This is a genomic window from Variovorax sp. P1_G12 (assembly GCF_056405555.1).
In genome coordinates, this window is record NZ_JBFUBW010000019.1 from 82,555 (window position 1) to 102,557 (window position 20,003).

The 20,003-nt window shown below is 64.3% G+C and carries 19 protein-coding genes and 3 pseudogenes; 14 read left to right on the forward strand and 8 right to left on the reverse strand.

From position 1 onward, the window contains the following. Position 1: 1 nt before the first annotated feature. From AC1D2O_RS21710 to AC1D2O_RS21725, 4 genes and pseudogenes are all read right to left on the reverse strand, one after another. Positions 2–1,390, reverse strand: coding sequence for a tetratricopeptide repeat protein (locus AC1D2O_RS21710; protein WP_478157887.1), 1,389 nt, complete (start codon positions 1,388–1,390; stop codon positions 2–4). Between the two features lie 182 nt (positions 1,391–1,572). Further along, positions 1,573–2,049, reverse strand: coding sequence for a GFA family protein (locus AC1D2O_RS21715; protein ID WP_477650741.1), 477 nt, complete (start codon positions 2,047–2,049; stop codon positions 1,573–1,575). A 266-nt stretch (positions 2,050–2,315) separates the two neighbouring features. Further along, positions 2,316–2,822, reverse strand: coding sequence for a GNAT family N-acetyltransferase (locus AC1D2O_RS21720; protein ID WP_477650742.1), 507 nt, complete (start codon positions 2,820–2,822; stop codon positions 2,316–2,318). 134 nt (positions 2,823–2,956) lie between these two features. Further along, positions 2,957–3,100: pseudogene (locus tag AC1D2O_RS21725) on the reverse strand (VOC family protein); the annotation flags it as partial. 134 nt (positions 3,101–3,234) lie between these two features. Between AC1D2O_RS21725 and AC1D2O_RS21730 the strand changes: the two are divergent. Together AC1D2O_RS21730 and AC1D2O_RS21735 are read left to right on the forward strand one after the other, a co-directional pair. Further along, complete coding sequence (locus tag AC1D2O_RS21730; RefSeq protein WP_478157888.1) at positions 3,235–3,876, forward strand: hypothetical protein; 642 nt, start codon at positions 3,235–3,237, stop codon at positions 3,874–3,876. A 171-nt stretch (positions 3,877–4,047) separates the two neighbouring features. Further along, entirely contained in the window at positions 4,048–4,230 is a 183-nt protein-coding gene (locus tag AC1D2O_RS21735) for a DUF3606 domain-containing protein (RefSeq protein WP_477650243.1), read from the forward strand. 164 nt (positions 4,231–4,394) lie between these two features. Here the strand turns inward: AC1D2O_RS21735 and AC1D2O_RS21740 are convergent, their stop codons facing one another. Then, positions 4,395–4,844 carry a hypothetical protein gene (locus AC1D2O_RS21740; RefSeq protein ID WP_478157889.1) on the reverse strand — a complete coding sequence of 150 codons (450 nt, stop codon included), beginning with the start codon at positions 4,842–4,844 and terminating at the stop codon, positions 4,395–4,397. 707 nt (positions 4,845–5,551) lie between these two features. Here AC1D2O_RS21740 and AC1D2O_RS21745 point away from each other — a divergent pair. The 3 genes from AC1D2O_RS21745 (at position 5,552) to AC1D2O_RS21755 (ending at position 8,006) form a co-directional block, all read left to right on the forward strand. Then, a complete protein-coding gene (locus AC1D2O_RS21745; protein ID WP_477650245.1) occupies positions 5,552–5,806 on the forward strand; it encodes a ParD-like family protein in 255 nt (84 codons plus the stop codon). Then, complete coding sequence (gene map / locus AC1D2O_RS21750) at positions 5,806–6,597, forward strand: type I methionyl aminopeptidase (protein ID WP_478157890.1); 792 nt, start codon at positions 5,806–5,808, stop codon at positions 6,595–6,597. Before AC1D2O_RS21745 ends, map begins: the two co-directional genes overlap by 1 nt. Before the next feature lie 167 nt (positions 6,598–6,764). Then, a complete protein-coding gene (locus AC1D2O_RS21755; protein ID WP_477650247.1) occupies positions 6,765–8,006 on the forward strand; it encodes a D-alanyl-D-alanine carboxypeptidase family protein in 1,242 nt (413 codons plus the stop codon). 80 nt (positions 8,007–8,086) lie between these two features. Here the strand turns inward: AC1D2O_RS21755 and AC1D2O_RS21760 are convergent. After that, positions 8,087–8,194: pseudogene (locus AC1D2O_RS21760) on the reverse strand (hypothetical protein); the annotation flags it as partial. Between AC1D2O_RS21760 and AC1D2O_RS21765 the strand changes: the two are divergent. Then, positions 8,183–8,608: a gamma-glutamylcyclotransferase family protein gene (locus AC1D2O_RS21765; RefSeq protein ID WP_478157908.1), complete on the forward strand. Its 426-nt coding sequence runs from the start codon at positions 8,183–8,185 to the stop codon at positions 8,606–8,608. The pseudogene AC1D2O_RS21760 and the gene AC1D2O_RS21765 overlap by 12 nt on opposite strands. Positions 8,609–8,679: 71 nt before the next feature. Here AC1D2O_RS21765 and AC1D2O_RS21770 read toward each other — a convergent pair whose 3' ends face one another. Beyond that, positions 8,680–8,934 carry a sterol desaturase family protein gene (locus AC1D2O_RS21770; RefSeq protein ID WP_477650248.1) on the reverse strand — a complete coding sequence of 85 codons (255 nt, stop codon included), beginning with the start codon at positions 8,932–8,934 and terminating at the stop codon, positions 8,680–8,682. A 29-nt stretch (positions 8,935–8,963) separates the two neighbouring features. On the opposite strand from AC1D2O_RS21770, the pseudogene AC1D2O_RS21775 reads away from it, so the two are divergent. Beyond that, positions 8,964–9,100, forward strand: a pseudogene (locus AC1D2O_RS21775) (LysR family transcriptional regulator); the annotation flags it as partial. A gap of 30 nt (positions 9,101–9,130) precedes the next feature. Here the strand turns inward: AC1D2O_RS21775 and AC1D2O_RS21780 are convergent. After that, entirely contained in the window at positions 9,131–9,499 is a 369-nt protein-coding gene (locus AC1D2O_RS21780) for a hypothetical protein (RefSeq protein WP_478157891.1), read from the reverse strand. Positions 9,500–9,747: 248 nt separating this feature from the next. Here AC1D2O_RS21780 and xdhA point away from each other — a divergent pair, with 248 nt between their 5' ends. From xdhA to AC1D2O_RS21815, 7 genes are all read left to right on the forward strand, one after another. Beyond that, positions 9,748–11,331, forward strand: a complete 1,584-nt coding sequence (gene xdhA / locus AC1D2O_RS21785) for a xanthine dehydrogenase small subunit (RefSeq protein ID WP_478093199.1) — start codon at positions 9,748–9,750, stop codon at positions 11,329–11,331. 1 nt (position 11,332) lies between these two features. Continuing rightward, entirely contained in the window at positions 11,333–13,759 is a 2,427-nt protein-coding gene (xdhB, locus tag AC1D2O_RS21790) for a xanthine dehydrogenase molybdopterin binding subunit (protein ID WP_478093197.1), read from the forward strand. A 65-nt stretch (positions 13,760–13,824) separates the two neighbouring features. Beyond that, complete coding sequence (locus AC1D2O_RS21795; RefSeq protein ID WP_478157892.1) at positions 13,825–14,778, forward strand: LysR family transcriptional regulator; 954 nt, start codon at positions 13,825–13,827, stop codon at positions 14,776–14,778. A gap of 83 nt (positions 14,779–14,861) precedes the next feature. Then, positions 14,862–16,226: an NCS2 family permease gene (locus tag AC1D2O_RS21800; RefSeq protein WP_478092135.1), complete on the forward strand. Its 1,365-nt coding sequence runs from the start codon at positions 14,862–14,864 to the stop codon at positions 16,224–16,226. 42 nt (positions 16,227–16,268) lie between these two features. Further along, on the forward strand, positions 16,269–17,810 hold the full coding sequence (locus AC1D2O_RS21805; RefSeq protein ID WP_478092136.1) for an ABC transporter ATP-binding protein: 1,542 nt from the start codon (positions 16,269–16,271) through the stop codon (positions 17,808–17,810). Next, complete coding sequence (locus AC1D2O_RS21810) at positions 17,803–18,957, forward strand: ABC transporter permease (protein WP_478092138.1); 1,155 nt, start codon at positions 17,803–17,805, stop codon at positions 18,955–18,957. Before AC1D2O_RS21805 ends, AC1D2O_RS21810 begins: the two co-directional genes overlap by 8 nt. 88 nt (positions 18,958–19,045) lie before the next feature. Continuing rightward, on the forward strand, positions 19,046–19,966 hold the full coding sequence (locus AC1D2O_RS21815) for an ABC transporter permease (protein ID WP_478157893.1): 921 nt from the start codon (positions 19,046–19,048) through the stop codon (positions 19,964–19,966). Positions 19,967–20,003: the final 37 nt, after the last annotated feature.

Here is a 20,003-nt window from a genome sequence, read left to right on the forward strand (position 1 = left end):
GCTAGTCTTTGGCATTCTGACGAGCCAGAGTATCAATAATCTTCACCATTGATTCGAAGGTTGCCTCTTGCGCGGCTCGAGCAGCTTCAAATCGTTTCGGGTCTGGCACCCAGCCGCCTTCGGAGATCGGCCCAGCCCTCTTTTGCACTTTTGCATATGCGCCGCCTATTGGGAAAAAGAACTCCAGCTGGTAAAACAGCCAGCCTCGGTCTTCTGGGTATTTCTGCGCGAAATGGGCCATCTGTTGTTGCCCTGCAATATTTGCCGCCAATTCGCCTTCGTCATCGCTTTTATTTCTGTAGAATCTCGCGATGGTGCGATGAGCCTCTACCAGGCGCATCTGCCATTGGATATTTGTCGGATCCAATTCGGTCAGTCTGGTTCTTATTTTAAGTGCGTCACGGTAATAACCCAATTCGCGGCCCTCGTCCTCCATATGGGCCGCATCCATGTATGCCGTCGCCAAATCGCTCTGCCACTGGGCGTTCGATGGGTCTAGTTTCGCTAGATCCTCATGGAGCCCTCGACCATCGGTGTAGGCGGCGCGTGCGGCATTGATTTTACCCAAAGGAATAAGCTGTGCCCCAATCTCATCGAACGTCATAGCCAACTCGCGCGTCCATAGCGTGTTCGTCTCGTCTTCTTCAAATAGCCTTTTGCGTATTGCCAGTTCTTCGTGATACTCCGTTGGAAGTCTGCCGTCCATGGACTGCACTGCAGCGCCAATTTTTCCATATATCGTGGCAAGATCGCGCTGCCAATCAATGTTGGTCGGATCTCGTTTTGCAAGGCGTCGATGTATGTCAAGTGCGGGTTGATAGTACGCCCTGATTTTTTCCTTCCCGACGTGACCAGGCTTGGTTTTGCTTAAATTGAGCGCCAGCGCTCGTTGCCACTCATCGTTGTCGGGATCAGATTCCACGAGACGCCGATGCATAATCCGCGCGGCTTCGTAGTAGCGCCTTGCGGCATCACGAAACTTCCAGAGATGTGACTCACTATCTCTCATGGACGTTTTTTCGAAGGCATCGACAGCTGCCATCAAGCGGCTGGTATGAGGATGCGCCTTTGAATTATTCCGAGCCAGCTCGCGAGCATCTTGATAACCCGCGTCGTAAGGATAGTTTTGGCGGGACTGCAGGATGTTCAAGTCTCCCATCTTGTCAAGTGCCACTGCCAGCGCATGCAGCGCTTGGTTGCTGCGAGGAAGCTGCCCCGCGGCCGCTTCAGCCATTGTTAATTCAGCGCCTGTGCTCGCGAACGCTTCTTTGACCTGGAGGGCTTGAATATCTCCGAGATTGCTGGTTTGAGCACCTGCCACCTTTCCTGCGCAGAGAAAGCCAATTTGCATTAAGACGATGAAGAAGCGCTTTAATTTAATTTTTCTCATTTTTATTTGGCGGGCACGCAGATGAAAAGGGCAGTTAGGTCACAAATGGCTTTGACCGGCTGAAGCCGGTTCGCCATCGTATTAGACAAGAGCGCTGGAAGCCATCAGAAAGGGGCAAAGATGCGCCGAACGAAGCCTGCGGGCGGCGCAGCCAGTCGCAAGTCGTCCTGTCGCCGGAAGGGTCAGGTTTCGCCACGCGGAGGTGAAGTGACTCGAGCCTCACGCCACAAGCGAACAAGCTCGGCGGGATCGGGTGAGGTTTCATAGCGTGCGACACCTTCTGGGAAAACAAACCAGGGGAGAGCGCTGCGTACGAACTGGTGGGCAATGGGTGTGAAGTCTTTGGCCAGCTGTAGCGTGCCTGGCCGGAGAATCGCTAGCTTTGGCCGATTGACAGGCTCAGACCACAGGCGAACTTCACAAGCCGGACACACCTTGTTCTTTCGTTCTCGCCCGTCACCGGCGACTGATGAAACCAATAGAGGCGTGCCTTCCAGCAATTCAAGTGATTCGCGATAGACCCACATGGAAAGAAGCAGTGCACCTCCTGAGCGGCGCTGGCAGTCCGTGCAATGGCAAGCATAGAACGTGAGTGGCTCGGCGGTCAGTTGGAACTTGATCTGGCCGCACAGACAGCTGCCTAGGTAAGGTGGCGACATGGCGACCCGGTCTATGTGTGAAACCAAGTCGTTCTATGCGGCGCGCCGACGCCGCGTATCACGCCTCTCGCCTGGGGAACAGGCTCGCATGCGGCTGGACCAAGCCCTTGATGCATCTGCGTTTTCCCTCCATGGGCATTCAGCCGATGACGCCAGTGGCAGTGACGCGAAAACCGGCGCTCCTTGGGCGTGCGGCACCGCTTGGCCATGAGGCGCGACTCTGTCACAAGCCGCGTTCCGGGTCGGCCATGGCCGACTGTAGCCGGTCACGGCCCGGAAGGCTTCAAGGAAAACGGAGGGCCCTTTGACCCACTTGCCGGTCGGACCGCATTCTTGCGCATGAAAACACTGTACTTGTCTTCCACGTATTGGCCGAACGGGCCACACCGTTCGTAACCGCAGCTAGCGTAAAGCGCTATTGCCTCAGGTTGGAGATTGCCGGTTTCGAGCACAAACTCCGGACAGCCGTAGCCTCTTGCCTGCTCTTCTAGAAAGCCGAGAAGAGCCCTTGCGATACCATTGCCTCGCCGGTGTGGGCTCGTGTAAAAGCGCTTCAACTCACCATAGGCAGTTTCGAGAACGATGGCACCGCAAGCAACAGCTTGACCGTCATCATCTCGTGCAACAGCAAAAACCACGTTCGATTTTTCGAGCATGGCGATATCGATTCCATGATGGCTGTCGGCAGGATAGAGGGGCTTTTGGAAGGCATCCAAATTCTCGATGAGTTGCAGCACTTCGGGTTGCCTCGGAGGCTCGAGAGAAATTTTCATGAGTCTTGCTCATGCACCCCAGGGGGCGCCAGGCTTTTTCGATGCCGAAACCACGTATCTGTCCAAATGGGGCGATAGATGGAGGTCTGCCGCTCTTGGCTGGATTCTGTGGTCCAAGCGAGGCTGCGACGACCTCATGCACCGTCGACCATCGGGGCATGACAGGCGACGCACAGTTTGTTCCCGTCCGGGTCGCGAAAGTACGCGCCGTAGTAGTTGTCATGGTATTGGGGGCGCAGGCTTGGCGGGCCCTCACAGGTGCCGCCATTCTCCAACGCAATTTGGTATGACGATCGGACGGCCTCCCTGGAGGCCGCGGCGCGCTTCATGTTAAAACCAAAACCGACCTCCCTGTGTTCGCATGCGGCAAGGGACAGTGGTCATGACGTAGTAGAAGTTGTCCCCAGCCAGAATGAGTGCCGCAGATTTCCTCCTCGCTCCAGAAGTCCAGAAGTTGCTGAAGGTCGTTTTCGCAGCGCCGAMCCGTAGGTTTTCCGTCGCAGAGCTCGCCAAGAAGGCCAAGTTGGATGCAGACGATGTTGAGCGGACACAGGAGCATCTCATCAAGAGCGGCATCCTGACCAGGCACAAGTCGGAGGCCGACGAACCTGGGACGGTCGAGGCGAACATGTCGTTCGTTTTCTACAACGAGCTTCGGTCTATCGCTCTCAAGTCGTTCGCTGCCGCGGAACCCCTCCGTACGATGCTGCGTTCAAAGTTCAAGGATTCTGTTCTGCGTGCCTACATCCTCGGAGAAGGCAAGGAGGCCACGATTGAACTGCTTGTGGTGCACGGCCAGCAGGTCCCTGATGAAGTGGCAATGTCTGCGGCTTGCCGGAAGGTCTCGGCAGCTATTGGCCGGCACCTCCAGGTCCACGTCATTTCCAGCAAGCGTCACGCCGCCCTCGCCATGGGCGACGACCTTGGCCGGAAGCTGGCTGCTCCCACTGCGTTCGAAATCATTGCAGAAGGTGAAACCAAGGCGAGGCGTGGCGTTGAGCGCGGAGGCTTCCTGCAGAGTGCCAAAGAGAAGCTGGTGGCCCTGGCCAGGTAGCAACGGTCTCACGGGGCGGCGTTCGCGCCAGCGACCCGAACGGGCCCGGAGTGGAAGTTCGTGACGTCTGAAAGCCGGCGCTCAGGCGGGTGGATCTCGCGCTCTGCGCCGCCTTGCAGATCGGTTCGCTCAAGCCTATAAAGGTCCGTCAACATTGCCTGAGGAGGCTGTATGCCTGATGACCTGAGCAATTTCCAGCCACTGGATCCAGGTCGGATCCTTGAGGAAGATTCCCTAGAGTTGCAGTACTGGTGCAAGGAGCTTCGATGCACTGAGGCGAAGCTGCGGGATACCATTTCCAAGGTCGGCAATCACGTGGCCGCGGTGCGCGAACATCTCGCGTCGCGCGATTGATGTTGCCGACGGAACCAGCCGGGCTGGCACGCCATAGGAGGGTGGCGCTGTTGACTTGTGCCGACGTTCAGCGCCATGAGGACCTGATGAGAGGATTCCGACTCGCCGGATGAGATGCAGCCCTCCCGTCAAGCATGAGGAGTGCATTCCTTTGGGCGCGTCAATCAGAATCGGCGGTTGTAGGAAAACATCAGGCCGGCCGTGCCCAGCAACGAGACCTGCAGCGCGTCCTTGGGCGTCAATCGGTATCCGAGGGCCGGCACGACGATAGGCGAGTACCCATTGTGATTGAACGGAACCTTGTCTTCGTAGGGTTCCACATAGCCGTACATGAGGCCGCCCACCAGCTTGGCATAGAGTCTCGGCACATCGAACAGGTTGTTCCACACATAGCCGACATAGACGGTGCCCGACTTCTGCCCAAAGGAATTGCTGAAATAGGCGCCGCCCCACAACCAGCCGTCGGCGCGCTGGTGCTCCAGTCCGATCAGCCATACAGGCTTGTGCTTCGGGTCGCTGCTGAAGTGGTACGCATAGGGCGAAAGAGTGAGTTCCCATGCGGAATCGGTCGGGGTCGGGTTCGCTTCTTCTGCGCGGATGGCCTGCGAGTCCAACAGGCCTAGGAGGCAAATTGCAAGGCTCGCTGCGCGAGCGGTCGGTGAACATGTCATCAGAATCTTTTCGTTGAGTGTTGTTCTCGGGACACGATGGCAGCCGGTCAAGTACGAAGAGGTATACCTGCACGCCTAGGACTCGGTGGGCCACGTACGTCCGGCGTCCTCACTCGTCGCTGGACGAGCGCACACCCGAGGAGTTCTACTTCGCCGCGCTGCCGGCGATCCGACAGGCCGCATGAGCGGTGAATCCGAGTCGCCCACCGCGTCGGTCGTGCGTTCATCGCAAAGTGCCGCCCGCCCGCCGCCGTGGACAACTCTCGCGCCGATGTCAAACCCGCAGGGCTCCACTTATCGAAGCCGGTTCGGGGTTCAGACAACCGGGGCCATCTCTCTACGGATTGTTGACGCATCTGAAGTTGGCGTGCACGCGCTTCGGTGTGGTTCAGGTGGCGTTGTTGCGAGGGCGCCGCGAACGGCTCGCGATGACACGTCGAAATTGCTTCCAAGATGAGCTCCGGTAAGAGGATGGAGACCCAGTCTGCGCCGGCGACGGGCATGACGGGTCGCACTGGCCTCCCTTCTTCGGGTAGGGGCCAAAGCGGACTTCAGGGCCTCGTCGTGCCCATCCCATCGGACAACGCCAGGACATACGAAACATATACATTTCATATATACTTCGTTTACGTTTTGTATAGAGGTCACTGATGGGTATCGTAAAGATTTCGGACCTGATGCACGAGAACTTGCGAGTGGCGGGGAACGCCCTTAGCAGGTCTATCAATGCACAGGCAGAGCATTGGATGCGAGTCGGCATGATGACCGAGATGCACCCGGAGCTGGACCACCGAGAAATTTGCCAACTGTTGATACGGGCTGAACTCGCGGGGGGCCTGGACATCGCCGGGGCTGTCACAGCCCAACGTGGCAAGCCGCGCGCATCTTCCACTGGAAAACACTAGTGGCTCGCGGCACTTCCATCAAGTCCGCCGAGGACATCAGGATGGCGCGGCGGGCCGGCGGGCTTGCCGCAGAGGTTCTCAGCATGGTCGAGCCCTACGTGGTGCCGGGGGTGAGCACGGAGACGCTCGACCGAATCTGCCACGACCACATCGTGAATATCCAGGGCGCCATTCCAGCCAACGTGGGGTATCTCGGGTATCCGAAGACCATCCTCACCTCCGTCAACCAGGTGGTTTGTCACGGCATCCCCTCGTCCGACAAGATTCTGAAGAAGGGCGACATCATCAACATCGATGTCGCCGTCATCAAGGATGGCTGGTTCGGCGACACCAGCCGCATGTACTTCGTCGGAACCCCCAGTGTGGTGGCTCGGCGCCTGGTGGAGACGACGTACGAAGCCATGCGGGCTGGAATCCGGCAGGTCAAGCCTGGAGCGACTCTCGGCGATATTGGCCACGCCATTCAGTCGGTCGCTCACCGGGAACACTTCAGCGTGGTGCGCGAATACTGCGGGCACGGGATTGGTCAGGTCTACCACGAAGAACTGCAGGTGCTGCACTACGGGCGGCGCGGGGAAGGGCTCAAGTTGGAACCAGGGATGGTTTTCACCATCGAGCCGATGCTCAACGCAGGCAAACGCGAAACCAGGCAACTGGCCGACGGGTGGACAGTCGTGACAAAGGACAGGTCTCTGTCCGCCCAGTGGGAACACATGGTTGCTGTGACACCCGAGGGATATGAAGTGCTGACGGCTTGGCCAGGAGGAACAGGTGCCTACTCGCCGATTTGACGCCCGGCTCGAGCGAGGCTTGGCCTTGGACAACTGCATCGATGCGGACGGGTAGCTGATGGTTTCAGGCCTTGGATTGAACTTGCACTGCGATCTTCGATCCTCTATGCACGAAACGAAAATCGACGCTTGATCCGCCACAATCTCCGTTCTTCCCCTGAGCACCCATGAAACCCAAGACTTTCTCCATCCTCCCGGTCGTCCTCGCAATCGCTGCAGGCGCCCTGGTTCCCAGTTCGATGTCCTTCGCAGCCTCCCACGCCGCCAAGCGTGCAACCCATGCGAAGCCCGCGGCCGCGGCGCCTGCCCCGGCGCCAGTCGCTGGACAGACCGCTGTCGCCGGCGGCGCGCCAGCCATCCCCGCCAAGGCATGGCTGCTGATGGACTTCGACTCCGGCGAGGTGCTCGCCTCGGCCAACCCCGACGAACCGCTGCCGCCAGCCTCGCTGACCAAGATGATGACCAGTTTCCTGGTCGAACAGGCCCTCCGCTCAGGCAAGCTCAAGAAAGACGACCTTGTGACGGTCAGTCAGAACGCCTGGTGCCGTGGCTCGAGCACCGAGTCATGCATGTACCTGCCGCTGAACAGCCAGGCCACGGTGATCGACATCCTGCGCGGCATCATCATCCAGTCGGGCAACGACGCGTCCAAGGCGATCGCCGAGCATATGGCCGGCTCCGAAGAGGGCTTCGCCAAGCTCATGAATGCCGAAGCCCAGCGCCTCGGGATGACGCACACGCATTTCATGAACGCGACGGGCCTGCCCGACCCGGAGCACAAGGCATCCGCGCGCGACCTCGCGATCCTGGCGCGTGCGATCATCCGCGACAGCGCCGACTACTACCCGATCTACGCGGAACGCGAGTTCAAGTACAACAATATCAAGCAGGGAAATCGCAATGCCCTGCTCTACACCGATCCCACGGTTGACGGACTGAAGACCGGGCACACCCAGGACGCGGGCTACTGCCTCGTCACTTCGTCCAAGCGCAACGGGATGCGCCTCATCACGGTGATCCTCAACACCAACAGCGCGCAGGCGCGTGCCGACGAGACGCGCACGCTGCTCGGGTGGGGCTTCAGCAACTTCGAGAAGGCCACCCCCATTCAGCCGAACACGGTCGTGACGAAGGCCAAGGTCAGCTTTGGCAAGGTCGACACGGTCGACGCGGCTCTGGGCTCGCCATGGACGGTGACGGTGCCGCGCGGCCAGCAAGTGAGCACCAATGTGCAGATCAAGCCGGACCTGCAGGCGCCGGTGGCCAAGGGTGCGGTGATCGGCAAGGTGATCGCGGAATCCAACGGCAAGCCGGTGGGAGAAACGCCGCTGATCGCGCAGGCCGATGTGGAACGCGCGGGGTTCATGCTGCGCACATGGCAGCACGCGGCCAAGTTGTTTGGCAAATGAACGACGGCAACTGGATGCTTTGACCTGAGCATCGTTGCTGGACCATTTGGCCAAGCAATGCTGTGTCCCGCGCCCGCGTACGCCAGGTGCTCCACGCGGTGGCGGAAGCCCTGCTGCTTGAAGCGCTCTACAGCGAACTCCGTCAGTTCGGTCGATGGCCAAAGTTCGGAGCCTGTTTGAGTTGCCACCTCGTATTCGTCTTCGGTACCCTCAAGGCTGGATTCCCCAACAGCGATGTGAATTCAGGTGTCCGCGTCCCTGGCACCTTCGTCACCGAGGACCGCTACCCCTTTTATCTCGTCGGTGAGCGCCATTCCCCTTGGGTTCTCAATCACCCGGGACAAGGGCTTCAGGTGGCAGGTCAGCTATTCGAAGTGACCGACGCGGGTCTTGAAAAGATGGATGCTCTGGAGCGTGTCGGCGAACCCGCTGGCTACGAGCGTGTTCGCATCAGGGTGCGGGAGGCCGGCTTGACCTCGACCCGCACTGTCGAGGCGTTCGTGTACTTGAAGGATCCGACGCTGTTTTGCCTTAGTGAAGCTCGCGTCGGGCCTCTCGGCGAATACACGACGGCCCATGCTGCCCTCTACCTGAAAAGGTGAAGAGGACGCGGATGTTTGCTGTTGATCGCGTTCAATGTTGACGCATGCATCCTGCGTAGGCAAGCCGTTGCCTAAAGGCCAATGGTCAGCTTCGCGATGGGCACCTTTTCACCGATGCCAAACCTCAGCGTGTCGGGAGGCATGTCTTTCGGGCTGGTGAAAGTTCGGAACATCCTGTCCCATATCGAGAGCAACACGCCGAAGTTGCTTCCATGGTGCGATGGGTTGTCGCTGTGGTGGATGTGATGGCTTTGCGGTGTGACCAGAATCCAGTCGACGCCGCGATCCGGTCTCTGGGCAAGGCCGTCAAGGCTCTCAAGGTGCAAGACGCCCGTTGAAGGAGTCTCACGATGGAGGCGGGGCGGCTCACGTCGAGCCGGCCCTTCCTCTGCGCGACTTCACCGTGTCGCTGCACTGGAGCAAGCGTTTCGAGGCGACCCGGCGAACCGGCTGCTGCGGCAGGCGATCAAGGATCTGTTCACCGAGCGCTGAAAAAGCGGCACGCGTCCGCGTGCGACCGGCCTACTGCGAGACCTGCAGCCACCCGGTCGGGCAGGCCTGGACATCGGGGAAGAACCCCTCCGGGTTCTGGCAGTACAGGTAGACGGGCCACGTGCCCGCGTAGCCGACCGCGTTCACCGTCACGGGAAATGGCACGCCGACGAACACGAAACCGCGCCTGGCAACGAACGCGTGCCGCGCGGGAAATGCGCCGAATCCACCGAATCCATGGAACGGGTGGAGTCCAGGATTGCCGTGGAAGCCTCCACCGTGATGCTGAAAACCTCCGCCATGGCCGTTGCCACCCTGCATTCCGTTGAAGGCGAGGCTGGGGGTGGGGGCGCCGGACACGGCGGCGATCAGGAAGGCCAAAGCCAGCAGTTTCTTCATGAAGAACTCCAGCAGTGAGGGGTGGCCTGGTTGGACCCTGGGTTCACGGGCGGAGTTCGCTGTTCGCCGGGCCTTCGCAGCGCCACAATGAGGCCCGGCCCCAAGGGTTTTCCCGGGCGTCACATACCGGCGCCCACATAAGAGATATGGCGGCGACCGTATGCATGCAGCGCCGCAAAGCACTAACTTCCAGTTGGCCCGATTCTTGATCGTTCCAGAGCGTTGACTAAGACACCCACGAGACCCGCATGACCCCGAGCACCCAACCCATCCGCTTCTTCCACCGCGGCCGGATCGTCGACGTCGGCGGCGTGCATCCGACCCGCTCGGTGCTCGACTGGCTGCGCGAGGATGCCCGCTGCACCGGCACCAAGGAAGGCTGCAACGAGGGCGATTGCGGTGCCTGCACCGTGGTCATCGGCGAGCTGGCCCAGCCCGGCGACAAAGAGGCGGTGGGCGGCCTGCGGCTGCAGACGGTCAACGCCTGCATCCAGTTCCTGCCGACGCTGCACGGCAAGGCGCTGTTCACGGTCGAGGACCTGAAGGCGCAGTGCAGCCACGGCAGGGATCCGGCCCAGCACGACAAGCATCCGGTGCAGCGCCTGCACCCCGTGCAACAGGCGATGGTCGACTGCCATGGCTCGCAGTGCGGCTTCTGCACCCCCGGCTTCGTGATGTCGCTGTGGTCGACCTACGAGCATCACCAGGAAGGCGGCAGCCGGCCGACCCGCCAGCAACTGGCCGACGAGCTGTCGGGCAACCTGTGCCGCTGCACCGGCTACCGGCCGATCCTCGATGCCGGCCAGCGCATGTTCGACCTGCCCGGCGTGCGGCTCGACACCGCGCCCGTGGTCGAGGCCCTGTCCACCCTGAAGCGCGACAGCACCTTCGACTACGCCGCGCCCCTGGGCCAGCGGCTGGACCATTTCCACGCACCGACCACGCTGGCCGAACTCGCCGCCCTGCGCGAAGCCAAGCCGGGCGCGCAGTTGCTCGCCGGTTCGACCGACGTCGGCCTGTGGGTCAACAAGCAGTTCCGCGATCTCGGCGACATCATCTCGGTGGGCGACGTGGCCGAACTGAAGGTGGTCGAGGAGCGCGCAGACGCCCTCTACATCGGTGCCGGCGCCTCGCTCGAGAGCGCCTTCCGCGCGCTGGCGCAGCGCGCGCCGAGCCTGACCGACGTCTGGCTTCGCTTCGCCTCGCCCCCCATCCGCAATGCGGGAACCATGGGCGGCAACGTCGCCAACGGCTCGCCGATCGGCGATTCGCCGCCGGTGCTGATGGCGCTGGATGCCGAAATCGAGCTGCGCCGCGGCGAGCATGTGCGCCGCATGCCGCTGACGGATTTCTACGTCGACTACATGAAGAACCGGCTCGAGCCCGGCGAGTTCGTGCAGGGGATGTCGGTGCCTCTCGCGGCGCTCCGGCGGCAGGTCAGGGCCTACAAGATCAGCAAGCGCTTCGACTGCGACATCTCGGCCTTGTGCGGCGGCTTCTCGATCGCGCTCGATGGCGATGTGGTCAAGGAAGTGCGCCTCGCCTTCGGCGGCATGGCCGCCACGGTCAAGCGCGCCGCGCGGGCCGAGGCCGCGCTGACGGGCAAGCCCTGGACCCAGGCCAGCGTCAACGCCGCGAAGCTCGCGCTGGCGCAGGACTTCAAGCCGCTGACCGACATGCGGGCCAGCGCCGACTACCGCCTGCAGGTGGCGCAGAACCTGCTGCAGCGCCTGTGGCTGGAAACGCGCACCACCGACCCGCTGCCGGTGGAAGCCACCAGCGTCTGGAGCGTGATGCCCCATGCCGCCCTCGACGCCGTGCAAGGAGCCTGACATGAACAAACCCCTCGACCCCAGCCTGCTCCAGCCCGCGGAAGCCTTCGCGGACTACCTCACGAACGCGGCCGCCCGCATCGACGAGCGCGCCGAGGCCAAGGCGCACGGCGACGGTGCGCGCGTGGGCATCAGCCGTCCGCACGAGTCGGCGCAGCTGCACGTGGCCGGCGAGGCGACCTACATCGACGACATCCCGGAACTCGCGGGCACGCTGCACTGCGCGCTGGGCCTCTCGCCCGCAGCCCACGGCCGCCTGAAGGACATGAAGCTCGACGCCATCCGTGCGATGCCGGGCGTGGTGGCGGTGCTCACGGCGGCCGACATTCCGGGCAGCAACGACTGCGGCTCGATCGTCCATGACGACCCGATCCTCTGCAGCGGCGACATCCGCTACCTGGGCCAGCCGGTGTTCGCGGTGATCGCCGAGACGCGCGACGCCGCACGCCGCGCCGCGGCCCGCGCCGGCGACGCGCTCGAGATCGACGCCGAGCCGCCGGTGCTGACGCCGCAGGACGCGCACGCCAGGGGCCAGTACGTGGTGCCGCCGATGCACCTGGTGCGCAGCACGAACGAGGGCGGCGCGCAGGCCGCGATCGCGAAGGCGCCGCACCGGCTCAAGGCCGAGCTCGACGTCGGCGGCCAGGAGCAGTTCTACCTCGAAGGCCAGATCAGCTACGCGATCCCGAAGGAGGGCGGCACGATGCACGTGTACTGCTCGACCCAGCATCCGAGCGAGATGCAGCACCTGGTCGCGCACGCGCTGCACCTGCACGCCAACGAGGTTCAGGTCGAGTGCCGGCGCATGGGCGGCGGCTTCGGCGGCAAGGAGTCGCAGTCGGCGCTGTTCGCCTGCGTGGCGGCGGTGGCGGCCAACAAGCTCAGGCGTCCGGTCAAGCTGCGGCTGGACCGCGACGACGACTTCATGATCACCGGCCGGCGCCACTGCTTCTGGTACGAGTACGAGGTCGGCTACGACGACGAGGGCCGCATCCTCGGCGCCGAGATCACGATGGTGTCGCGCGCCGGCCACTCGGCCGACCTGTCGGGCCCGGTGATGACCCGCGCGCTGTGCCACTTCGACAACGCCTACTGGCTGCCCGACGTCGCGATGCACGGCTACTCGGGCAAGACCAACACCCAGAGCAACACCGCCTTTCGCGGCTTCGGCGGCCCGCAGGGCGCGATCGCGATCGAGAACATCCTCGACAGCGTGGCGCGCGAACTGGGCCGCGACCCGCTCGACGTGCGGCGCATCAATTTCTACGGCAAGGGCGAGCGCGACGTCACGCCCTACGGCCAGCGGGTCAGCGACAACATCATTCACGAGCTTGTGGCCGATCTCGAAGCCACCAGCGGCTACCGCGCACGGCGCGAGGAGATCGCGGCCTTCAATGCGAAGAGCCCGGTGCTCAAGCGCGGCATCGCGCTGGCGCCGCTCAAGTTCGGCATCTCGTTCAACGTCAAGCACTTCAACCAGGCCGGCGCGCTGGTCCATGTCTACACCGACGGCTCGATCCTCGTGAACCACGGCGGCACCGAGATGGGTCAGGGCCTCAACACCAAGGTGGCACAGGTGGTCGCGCACGAACTCGGCGTCAGCTTCGAGAGCGTGCGGGTCACGGCGACCGACACGCAGAAGGTCGCCAACACCTCGGCGACCGCCGCGTCGACCGGCGCCGACCTCAACGGCAAGGCCGCGCAGGACGCGGCACGCCAGATCCGCGAGCGGCTGGCCGCCTGCGCCGCGGCGCGCCACGGCGGCGAGGCCGGCGCGGTGCGTTTCGCCAACGACAAGGTCGAAGTCAACGGCCGCACGCTGCCCTTCGCCACGGTGATCGGCGAGGCCTACCTCGACCGCGTGCAGCTCTGGTCCGACGGCTTCTATGCGACGCCGGGCCTCTCCTGGGACAAGGACCGGATGTTCGGCCGCCCGTTCTACTACTTCGCCTACGGCGCGGCGGTGAGCGAGGTGATCGTCGACACGCTGACCGGCGAATGGAAGCTGCTGCGCGCCGACATCCTGCACGACGCCGGCAAGTCGCTGAATCCGGCCGTCGACATCGGCCAGGTCGAGGGCGCCTTCATCCAGGGCATGGGCTGGCTCACGACCGAGGAACTGGTCTGGCACCCGAAGACCGGCCTCCTGACCACCCATGCGCCCAGCACCTACAAGATCCCGACCGCCAACGACTGCCCGCCGGTGTTCAACGTGCGGCTGTTCGAAGGCCAGAACTTCGAGGACTCGATCCACCGCAGCAAGGCGGTCGGCGAGCCGCCGCTCCTGCTGCCGTTCTCGGTCTTCTTCGCGATCCGCGACGCGGTGTCGGCGGTGGGCGGCCACCGGGCCGATCCGCCGCTGCGCGCGCCGGCCACCAGCGAGGCGATCCTGAAGGCGATCACCGCGGTGCAGCAGGCCGCCGCCTGAGGGCCTTTCCATGTGAATGCAGCGCTGTATAACTGCCCGCACATTCCAGACCACGGCGGGCAGACATGAGAGACCAAGCGCTTCTCGACAAGATCGATCTTCATCTCATCCGGGTTCTACACACCGTGCTGACCGACCGCAGCGTCTCGCGTGCCGCCATCCGATTGGGGATGTACCAGCCCGCCGTCTCCGCCGCCCTCAAACGGCTGCGCGAGCTCTCGGGCGACCCGCTGCTGGTGCGCTCGGGCTCGGGCATGGTGCCGACCGATGCCGGACTGCGCATGATCGAGCCCGCTGCGGCGATCCTGCGCTCGGCCGAGGTGCTGTTCAGCGACGCCCGCGGCTTCGATCCGCAGACCGCGGCCACCACCTTCCGCATCGCCGCCAGCGACTACATGGACCCGCTGTTCCTGCCGATGCTGGTGGCGCAGATCAAGAGCCAGGCGCCGCTGTGCCACATCGAGATCCATCCGCTGTCGTCCGACTCGGACTATCACTCGCACCTGTCGCTCGGGCAGGTCGACCTGGTGATCGGCAACTGGCTCAAGCCGCCGGAGGACCTGCACATGGCGCGCCTGTTCGGCGACGACATCGTTTCGATGGTCAACAAGGACCATCCGGCGGTGCGCCGCGGCTGGGACCTGGAGAGCTGGCTCGCGGCCGAGCACATCGCGCCGACGCCCACGCACCCGGGGGCGCGCGGGATCATCGACCAGATGCTCGACGAGATGGGGCGGCAGCGCAACATCATGGCGCGCTGCGCCCATTTCGGGCTGATTCCGGACATGGTGGCCTCGAGCCTGCTGGTGCTCACCACCGGGCGCCAGTACTGCGAGCGTTTCCTCGACCGGCTGCCGGTCGCGATCCTCGACTGCCCGGTGCCGCTGCCGCGCCTCATGTACTACCAACTGTGGCACGAGCGCACCCATTCGTCGAGCTCGGCGCGCTGGCTGCGCGAGCGCACCAAGGCGGTGGCGGCCTCGCTGCGCCCGCCGCCCGCCGCGACCGGACCCGAATAGACCGATTCGTTTGTCGCGCCGGCGTCGCGACCCCTGCAGAAAAAACGCCACGGACCCCAAGAAATGAGACGGAGACACAAGCGATGAACCGGACAGAACAAGCGCTCGACCTCGAGCAGCACGCCAGCGCGCCGCAGCCTTCCGCGGCCGGCTGGGCCGAGCGGATATTCAAGCTCAGGGAGCACAACACCACGGTGCGAACCGAACTGGTGGCGGGCCTCACGACCTTCCTGACGATGGCCTACATCATCTTCGTCAACCCGTCGATCCTCGGCGACGCCGGGATGCCGAAGGATGCGGTGTTCGTCGCCACCTGCCTGATCGCCGCCCTGGGCACGGGCATCATGGCGCTGTACGCCAACTACCCGATCGCGCTGGCGCCGGGCATGGGGCTCAATGCCTATTTCGCCTATGTGGTGGTGCTGCAGATGGGCTTCACCTGGCAGGCGGCGCTGGGGGCGGTGTTCGTCTCGGGCTGCCTGTTCCTGCTGGTCACGGTGTTCAAGCTGCGCGAGCTGATCATCCGCGGCATCCCGCATTCGATCCGGGTGGCCATCACCGTCGGCATCGGCCTCTTCCTGGCGATCATCGCGCTCAAGAGCGCGGGCATCGTGGCGCCGTCCAAGGCGACCTACGTCACGCTCGGCGACCTGCACACGCCCGAGGTGGTGCTGGCGACCCTGGGCTTCTTCCTGATCGTGGTGCTCGACCGGCTCAAGGTGCCGGGGGCGATCCTGATCGGTATCATCGCCGTCACCGTGGCCTCGTTCTTCTTCGCCGGCAACGTCTTCCACGGCATCTTCGCGGCGCCACCCTCGATCGCGCCGACCTTCCTGCAGCTCGACATCAAGGCGGCGCTGTCGGGCGGCATCCTCAACGTGATCCTGGTGTTCTTCCTGGTCGAACTGTTCGACGCCACCGGCACGCTGATGGGCGTGGCGCGGCGCGCCGGCCTGCTGGTGCCGGCCAAGATGGACCGCCTCAACAAGGCGCTGCTGGCCGACAGCGGCGCGATCTTCGCGGGTTCGCTGCTCGGCACCTCCAGCACCACCGCCTATGTGGAGAGCGCGGCCGGCGTGCAGGCCGGCGGCCGCACCGGCCTCACGGCGCTGACGGTGGCGGTGCTGTTCCTGGCCGCGCTGGTGATTTCGCCCCTGGCCGGCGCGGTGCCGGCCTATGCGACGGCGCCGGCGCTGTTCTTCGTGGCCTGTTTGATGCTTAGGGAATTGACCGAACTCGACTGGGACGACACGACCGAGGTGGTTCCGGCGGCCGTCACGGCGCTGACCATGCCCTTCACCTATTCCATCGCCAATGGCCTGGCGTTCGGCTTCATCACCTATGCGGTGCTCAAGCTGTTCACCGGCCAGGCCACGAAAGTCCACTGGATGGTCTGGCTGATCGGCGGCGTGTTCCTGTTCAAGTTCATCTATATCGGCGGACACTGACGACAATGCGTCGCTAAAACCCAAAAAAAGCCAGGCACAGGCATGACAATCCACAGACTCCAGCTCGCGCACATCACGAAGCGCTATCCCGCGGTGGTCGCCAACAGCGACGTCTCGCTGACGGTGGCGCCCGGCGAAACCCACGCGGTCCTCGGCGAGAACGGCGCCGGCAAGTCCACGCTCATGAAGATCATCTACGGCTCGGTGAAGCCCGATGAAGGCAGCGTGATGTTCAACGGCCAGCCGGTCAACGTGCGCAACCCACAGGAGGCGAGGGCGCTGGGCATCAGCATGGTGTTCCAGCATTTCAGCCTGTTCGACACCCTGACCGTGGCCGAGAACGTCTGGCTCGGCCTGGACAAGAGCCTGGCGCTGGCCGAGGTGGCGCGCCGCGTCCAGGGCAAGGCCGCCGAGTACGGCCTGGACATCGACCCCTCGCGGCCGGTCCATACGTTGTCGGTCGGCGAAATGCAGCGGGTCGAGATCATCCGCGCGCTGCTGACGAACCCCAAGCTCCTGATCCTCGACGAGCCGACCTCGGTGCTGACGCCCCAGGCGGTGCAGAAGCTGTTCGTGGTGCTCAAGAAGCTGGCTTCCGAGGGCTGCAGCATCCTCTACATCAGCCACAAGCTGCACGAGATCCGCGAGCTGTGCACCGCCTGCACGGTGCTGCGCGGCGGCAAGGTCACGGGCGTGTGCAACCCGCAGAACGAATCGAACGAGTCGCTGTCGCGGCTGATGATCGGCGCCGAGCCGCCGCCCCTGCAGCACCGGCCGGTGCATGCGGGCGCGGTGGCGCTGCAAGTCAAGGCCCTGAGCCTGGCGCGCGAGGACCAGTTCGGCGTCGATCTCGACGGCATCTCGCTCGACGTCCGGGCCGGCGAGGTGGTGGGCATCGCGGGCGTCTCGGGCAACGGCCAGAAGGAGCTGCTCTATGCGCTCTCGGGCGAGGACACGCGGGCCGAGGCCCGCATGATCGAGGTCTTCGGCCAGCCGGCGGCGCACTTCCGGCCGCGCCGCCGGCGGGCGCTGGGCCTGCATTTCGTGCCCGAGGAAAGGCTGGGCCGCGGCGCCGTGCCGACCCTGGCCCTGGCGCAGAACATGCTGCTGACGCGCAGCAACGCGGTGGGCCGCGGCGGCTGGATCCGCACCCGCGCGCTGCAGCAGCACGCCAGCGACATCATCAAGCGCTTCAACGTCAAGGCCGGCGGGCCGGGCGCGGCGGCGCGCTCGCTGTCGGGCGGCAACCTGCAGAAGTTCATCGTCGGCCGAGAGATCGATGCCAATCCGAAGATCTTCATCGTCTCGCAGCCGACCTGGGGCGTGGACGTTGGCGCCGCGGCGCTGATCCGCGGCGAGATCCTGGCGCTGCGCGACGCCGGTTGCGCGGTGCTGGTGGTCAGCGAGGAGCTCGACGAACTGTTCGAGATCAGCGACCGGCTCTACGTGATCGCCAAGGGGCGGCTTTCGCCCTCGATCGACCGCGCCGCCGCCACGGTGCCGCAGATCGGCGAGTGGATGAGCGGTCTCTGGGACAAGTCGCAGCACGCCGCCTCGGCGGCGACGGAGGTGGCCCATGCTTAAGCTCGAACCCCGCCCGCAGCTGTCGCGCTTCTGGAGCTACGGCTCGCCGATCCTGGCGCTGCTGATCACGGTGCTGATCGGCATGGTGCTGTTCGCCCTGCTCGGCAAGGACCCGGTCAAGGGTCTCGCCGTGTTCTTCTGGGAGCCGATCAAGAGCGGCTATGCGCTGGGCGAGCTGATGGTCAAGGCGACGCCGCTCTTGATCATCGCGCTCGGCCTCGCGGTCTGCTTCCGCTCCAACGTCTGGAACATCGGCGCCGAAGGGCAGTTCGTGTTCGGCGCTCTCGCGGCCGGCGGGGTCGCCTTGCTGGCCGACAAATCCACCGGCGGCTGGATCGTGGGCCCGATCCTGGTCGCGGGCATCCTGGGCGGCATGTTCTGGGCCGCCATCGTGGCCTTCCTGCGCGACAAGTTCAATGCCAACGAGATCCTCGTGAGCCTGATGCTGGTCTACGTCGCGGTGCTGCTGCTGGGCTACATGGTCTACGGGCCGTGGAAGGACCCGCAGGGCTACAACTTCCCGCAGACCAAGACCTTCGAGGCGGTGACGCAGATCCCGCGGCTCATGAAGGGCTCGCGCGTGAGCATCGGACTCTTGATCGCGCTGGCCGGCTCGGCGGCGCTGTGGGTCTTCCTGTTCCGCACCCGTGCCGGCTTCGCGCAGCAGGTCGGCGGGCTGGCGCCGGCGGCCGCGCGCTATGCGGGCTTCTCGGCCCGGCGCGCGGTCTGGATCGCGCTGCTGACCTCGGGCGGCGCGGCCGGCCTCGCGGGTGCGCTCGAAGTGGCGGGCCCGATCGGCCAGCTCACGCCCTACGTGCCGGCGGGCTACGGCTTCGCCGCCATCATCGTGGCCTTCGTTGGCCGGTTGCACCCGGTCGGCATGATCTTCTCGGCGATCCTCATGAGCATGTTCTACATCGGCGGCGAACTCGCCCAGTCTCGGCTCGGGCTGCCGAAATCGCTCACCGGCGTGTTCCAGGGCCTCTTGCTGTTCACGCTGCTGGCCTGCGACACGCTGATCGCGTACCGCATCAGCCGCAAGTCGGCGCCCAAGGCCATCGCCGCGACGGCGGGCGGCACCGGGTCGCTGCAGGCCAGCACGCCCCTGACCGCACCTGTTGCCCGCCCCACGGAAGGAGCCGCATGACCATGAACCCCCACGCTCATCACTTCGTGTATTCGCTGCCCCCCGAGGGGGCGCATGCCTCCCTAGGGGCGGCCCGTCGGGAGGCATGATGGACAGCTACGCACTCTTGCTGGGCTCCACGCTCAGCGCCGGCACCGTGCTCGCGATCGCCGCGCTGGGCCTGCTGATCAACGAAAAGGCCGGCATCGTGAACCTCGGCGCCGAGGGCATCATGCTGTGCGCCGCGATCGCCGGCTTCGCCACCGTGGTGGTCACGCGCAGCACCTGGCTCGGCTTCCTGGCCGGCATGGCGGCCGGGGCGCTGCTGTCGGCCTTCTTCGGCGTGCTGGTGATCTGGCTCAACACCAACCAGTACGCCACCGGGCTGGCGCTGAGCCTGTTCGGCGTCGGCTTCTCGGCCTTCGCGGGCATCAATTTCGTGCAGGCCAAGCTGCCCGAGAGCGTGTCGTACGCGCTGCCGGTGCTGGGCGACATCCCGCTGGTCGGGCCGGCCCTGTTCCGCCATCACCCGCTCGTGTACTTCGCGGTGCTGCTGACGATCGGGCTGATCTGGTTCCTCTATCGCACCCGCGCCGGCCTGGTGCTGCGCTCGGTCGGCGAGTCGCCGGAATCCTCGCATGCGCTGGGCTACCCGGTGCGCCGCATCCGCTTCCTGGCGGTGATCGCCGGCGGTGCGCTGTGCGGGCTGGCGGGCGCCTACCTGTCGACGGTCTACACGCCGCTCTGGGTCGAGGGCATGGTCGCCGGCCGGGGCTGGATCGCGCTGGCGCTGACCACCTTCGCGACCTGGCGGCCGGTGCGGGTGCTGCTCGGCGCCTACCTGTTCGGCGGTGTCTCGATGCTGGGCTTCCACCTGCAGAGCACGGGCGTCAACATTCCGAGCCAGTTCCTCAGCATGCTGACCTACATCGCGCCGATCGTGGTGCTGGCGCTGATCTCGCGCAACCCGGGCTTCATCCGCGTCAACATGCCGGCCTCCATAGGAAAACCGTTCTACCCCGGCTCATAATCACGTTTCGTTTTGTTTCTCCGTCAACCTGTCCTTC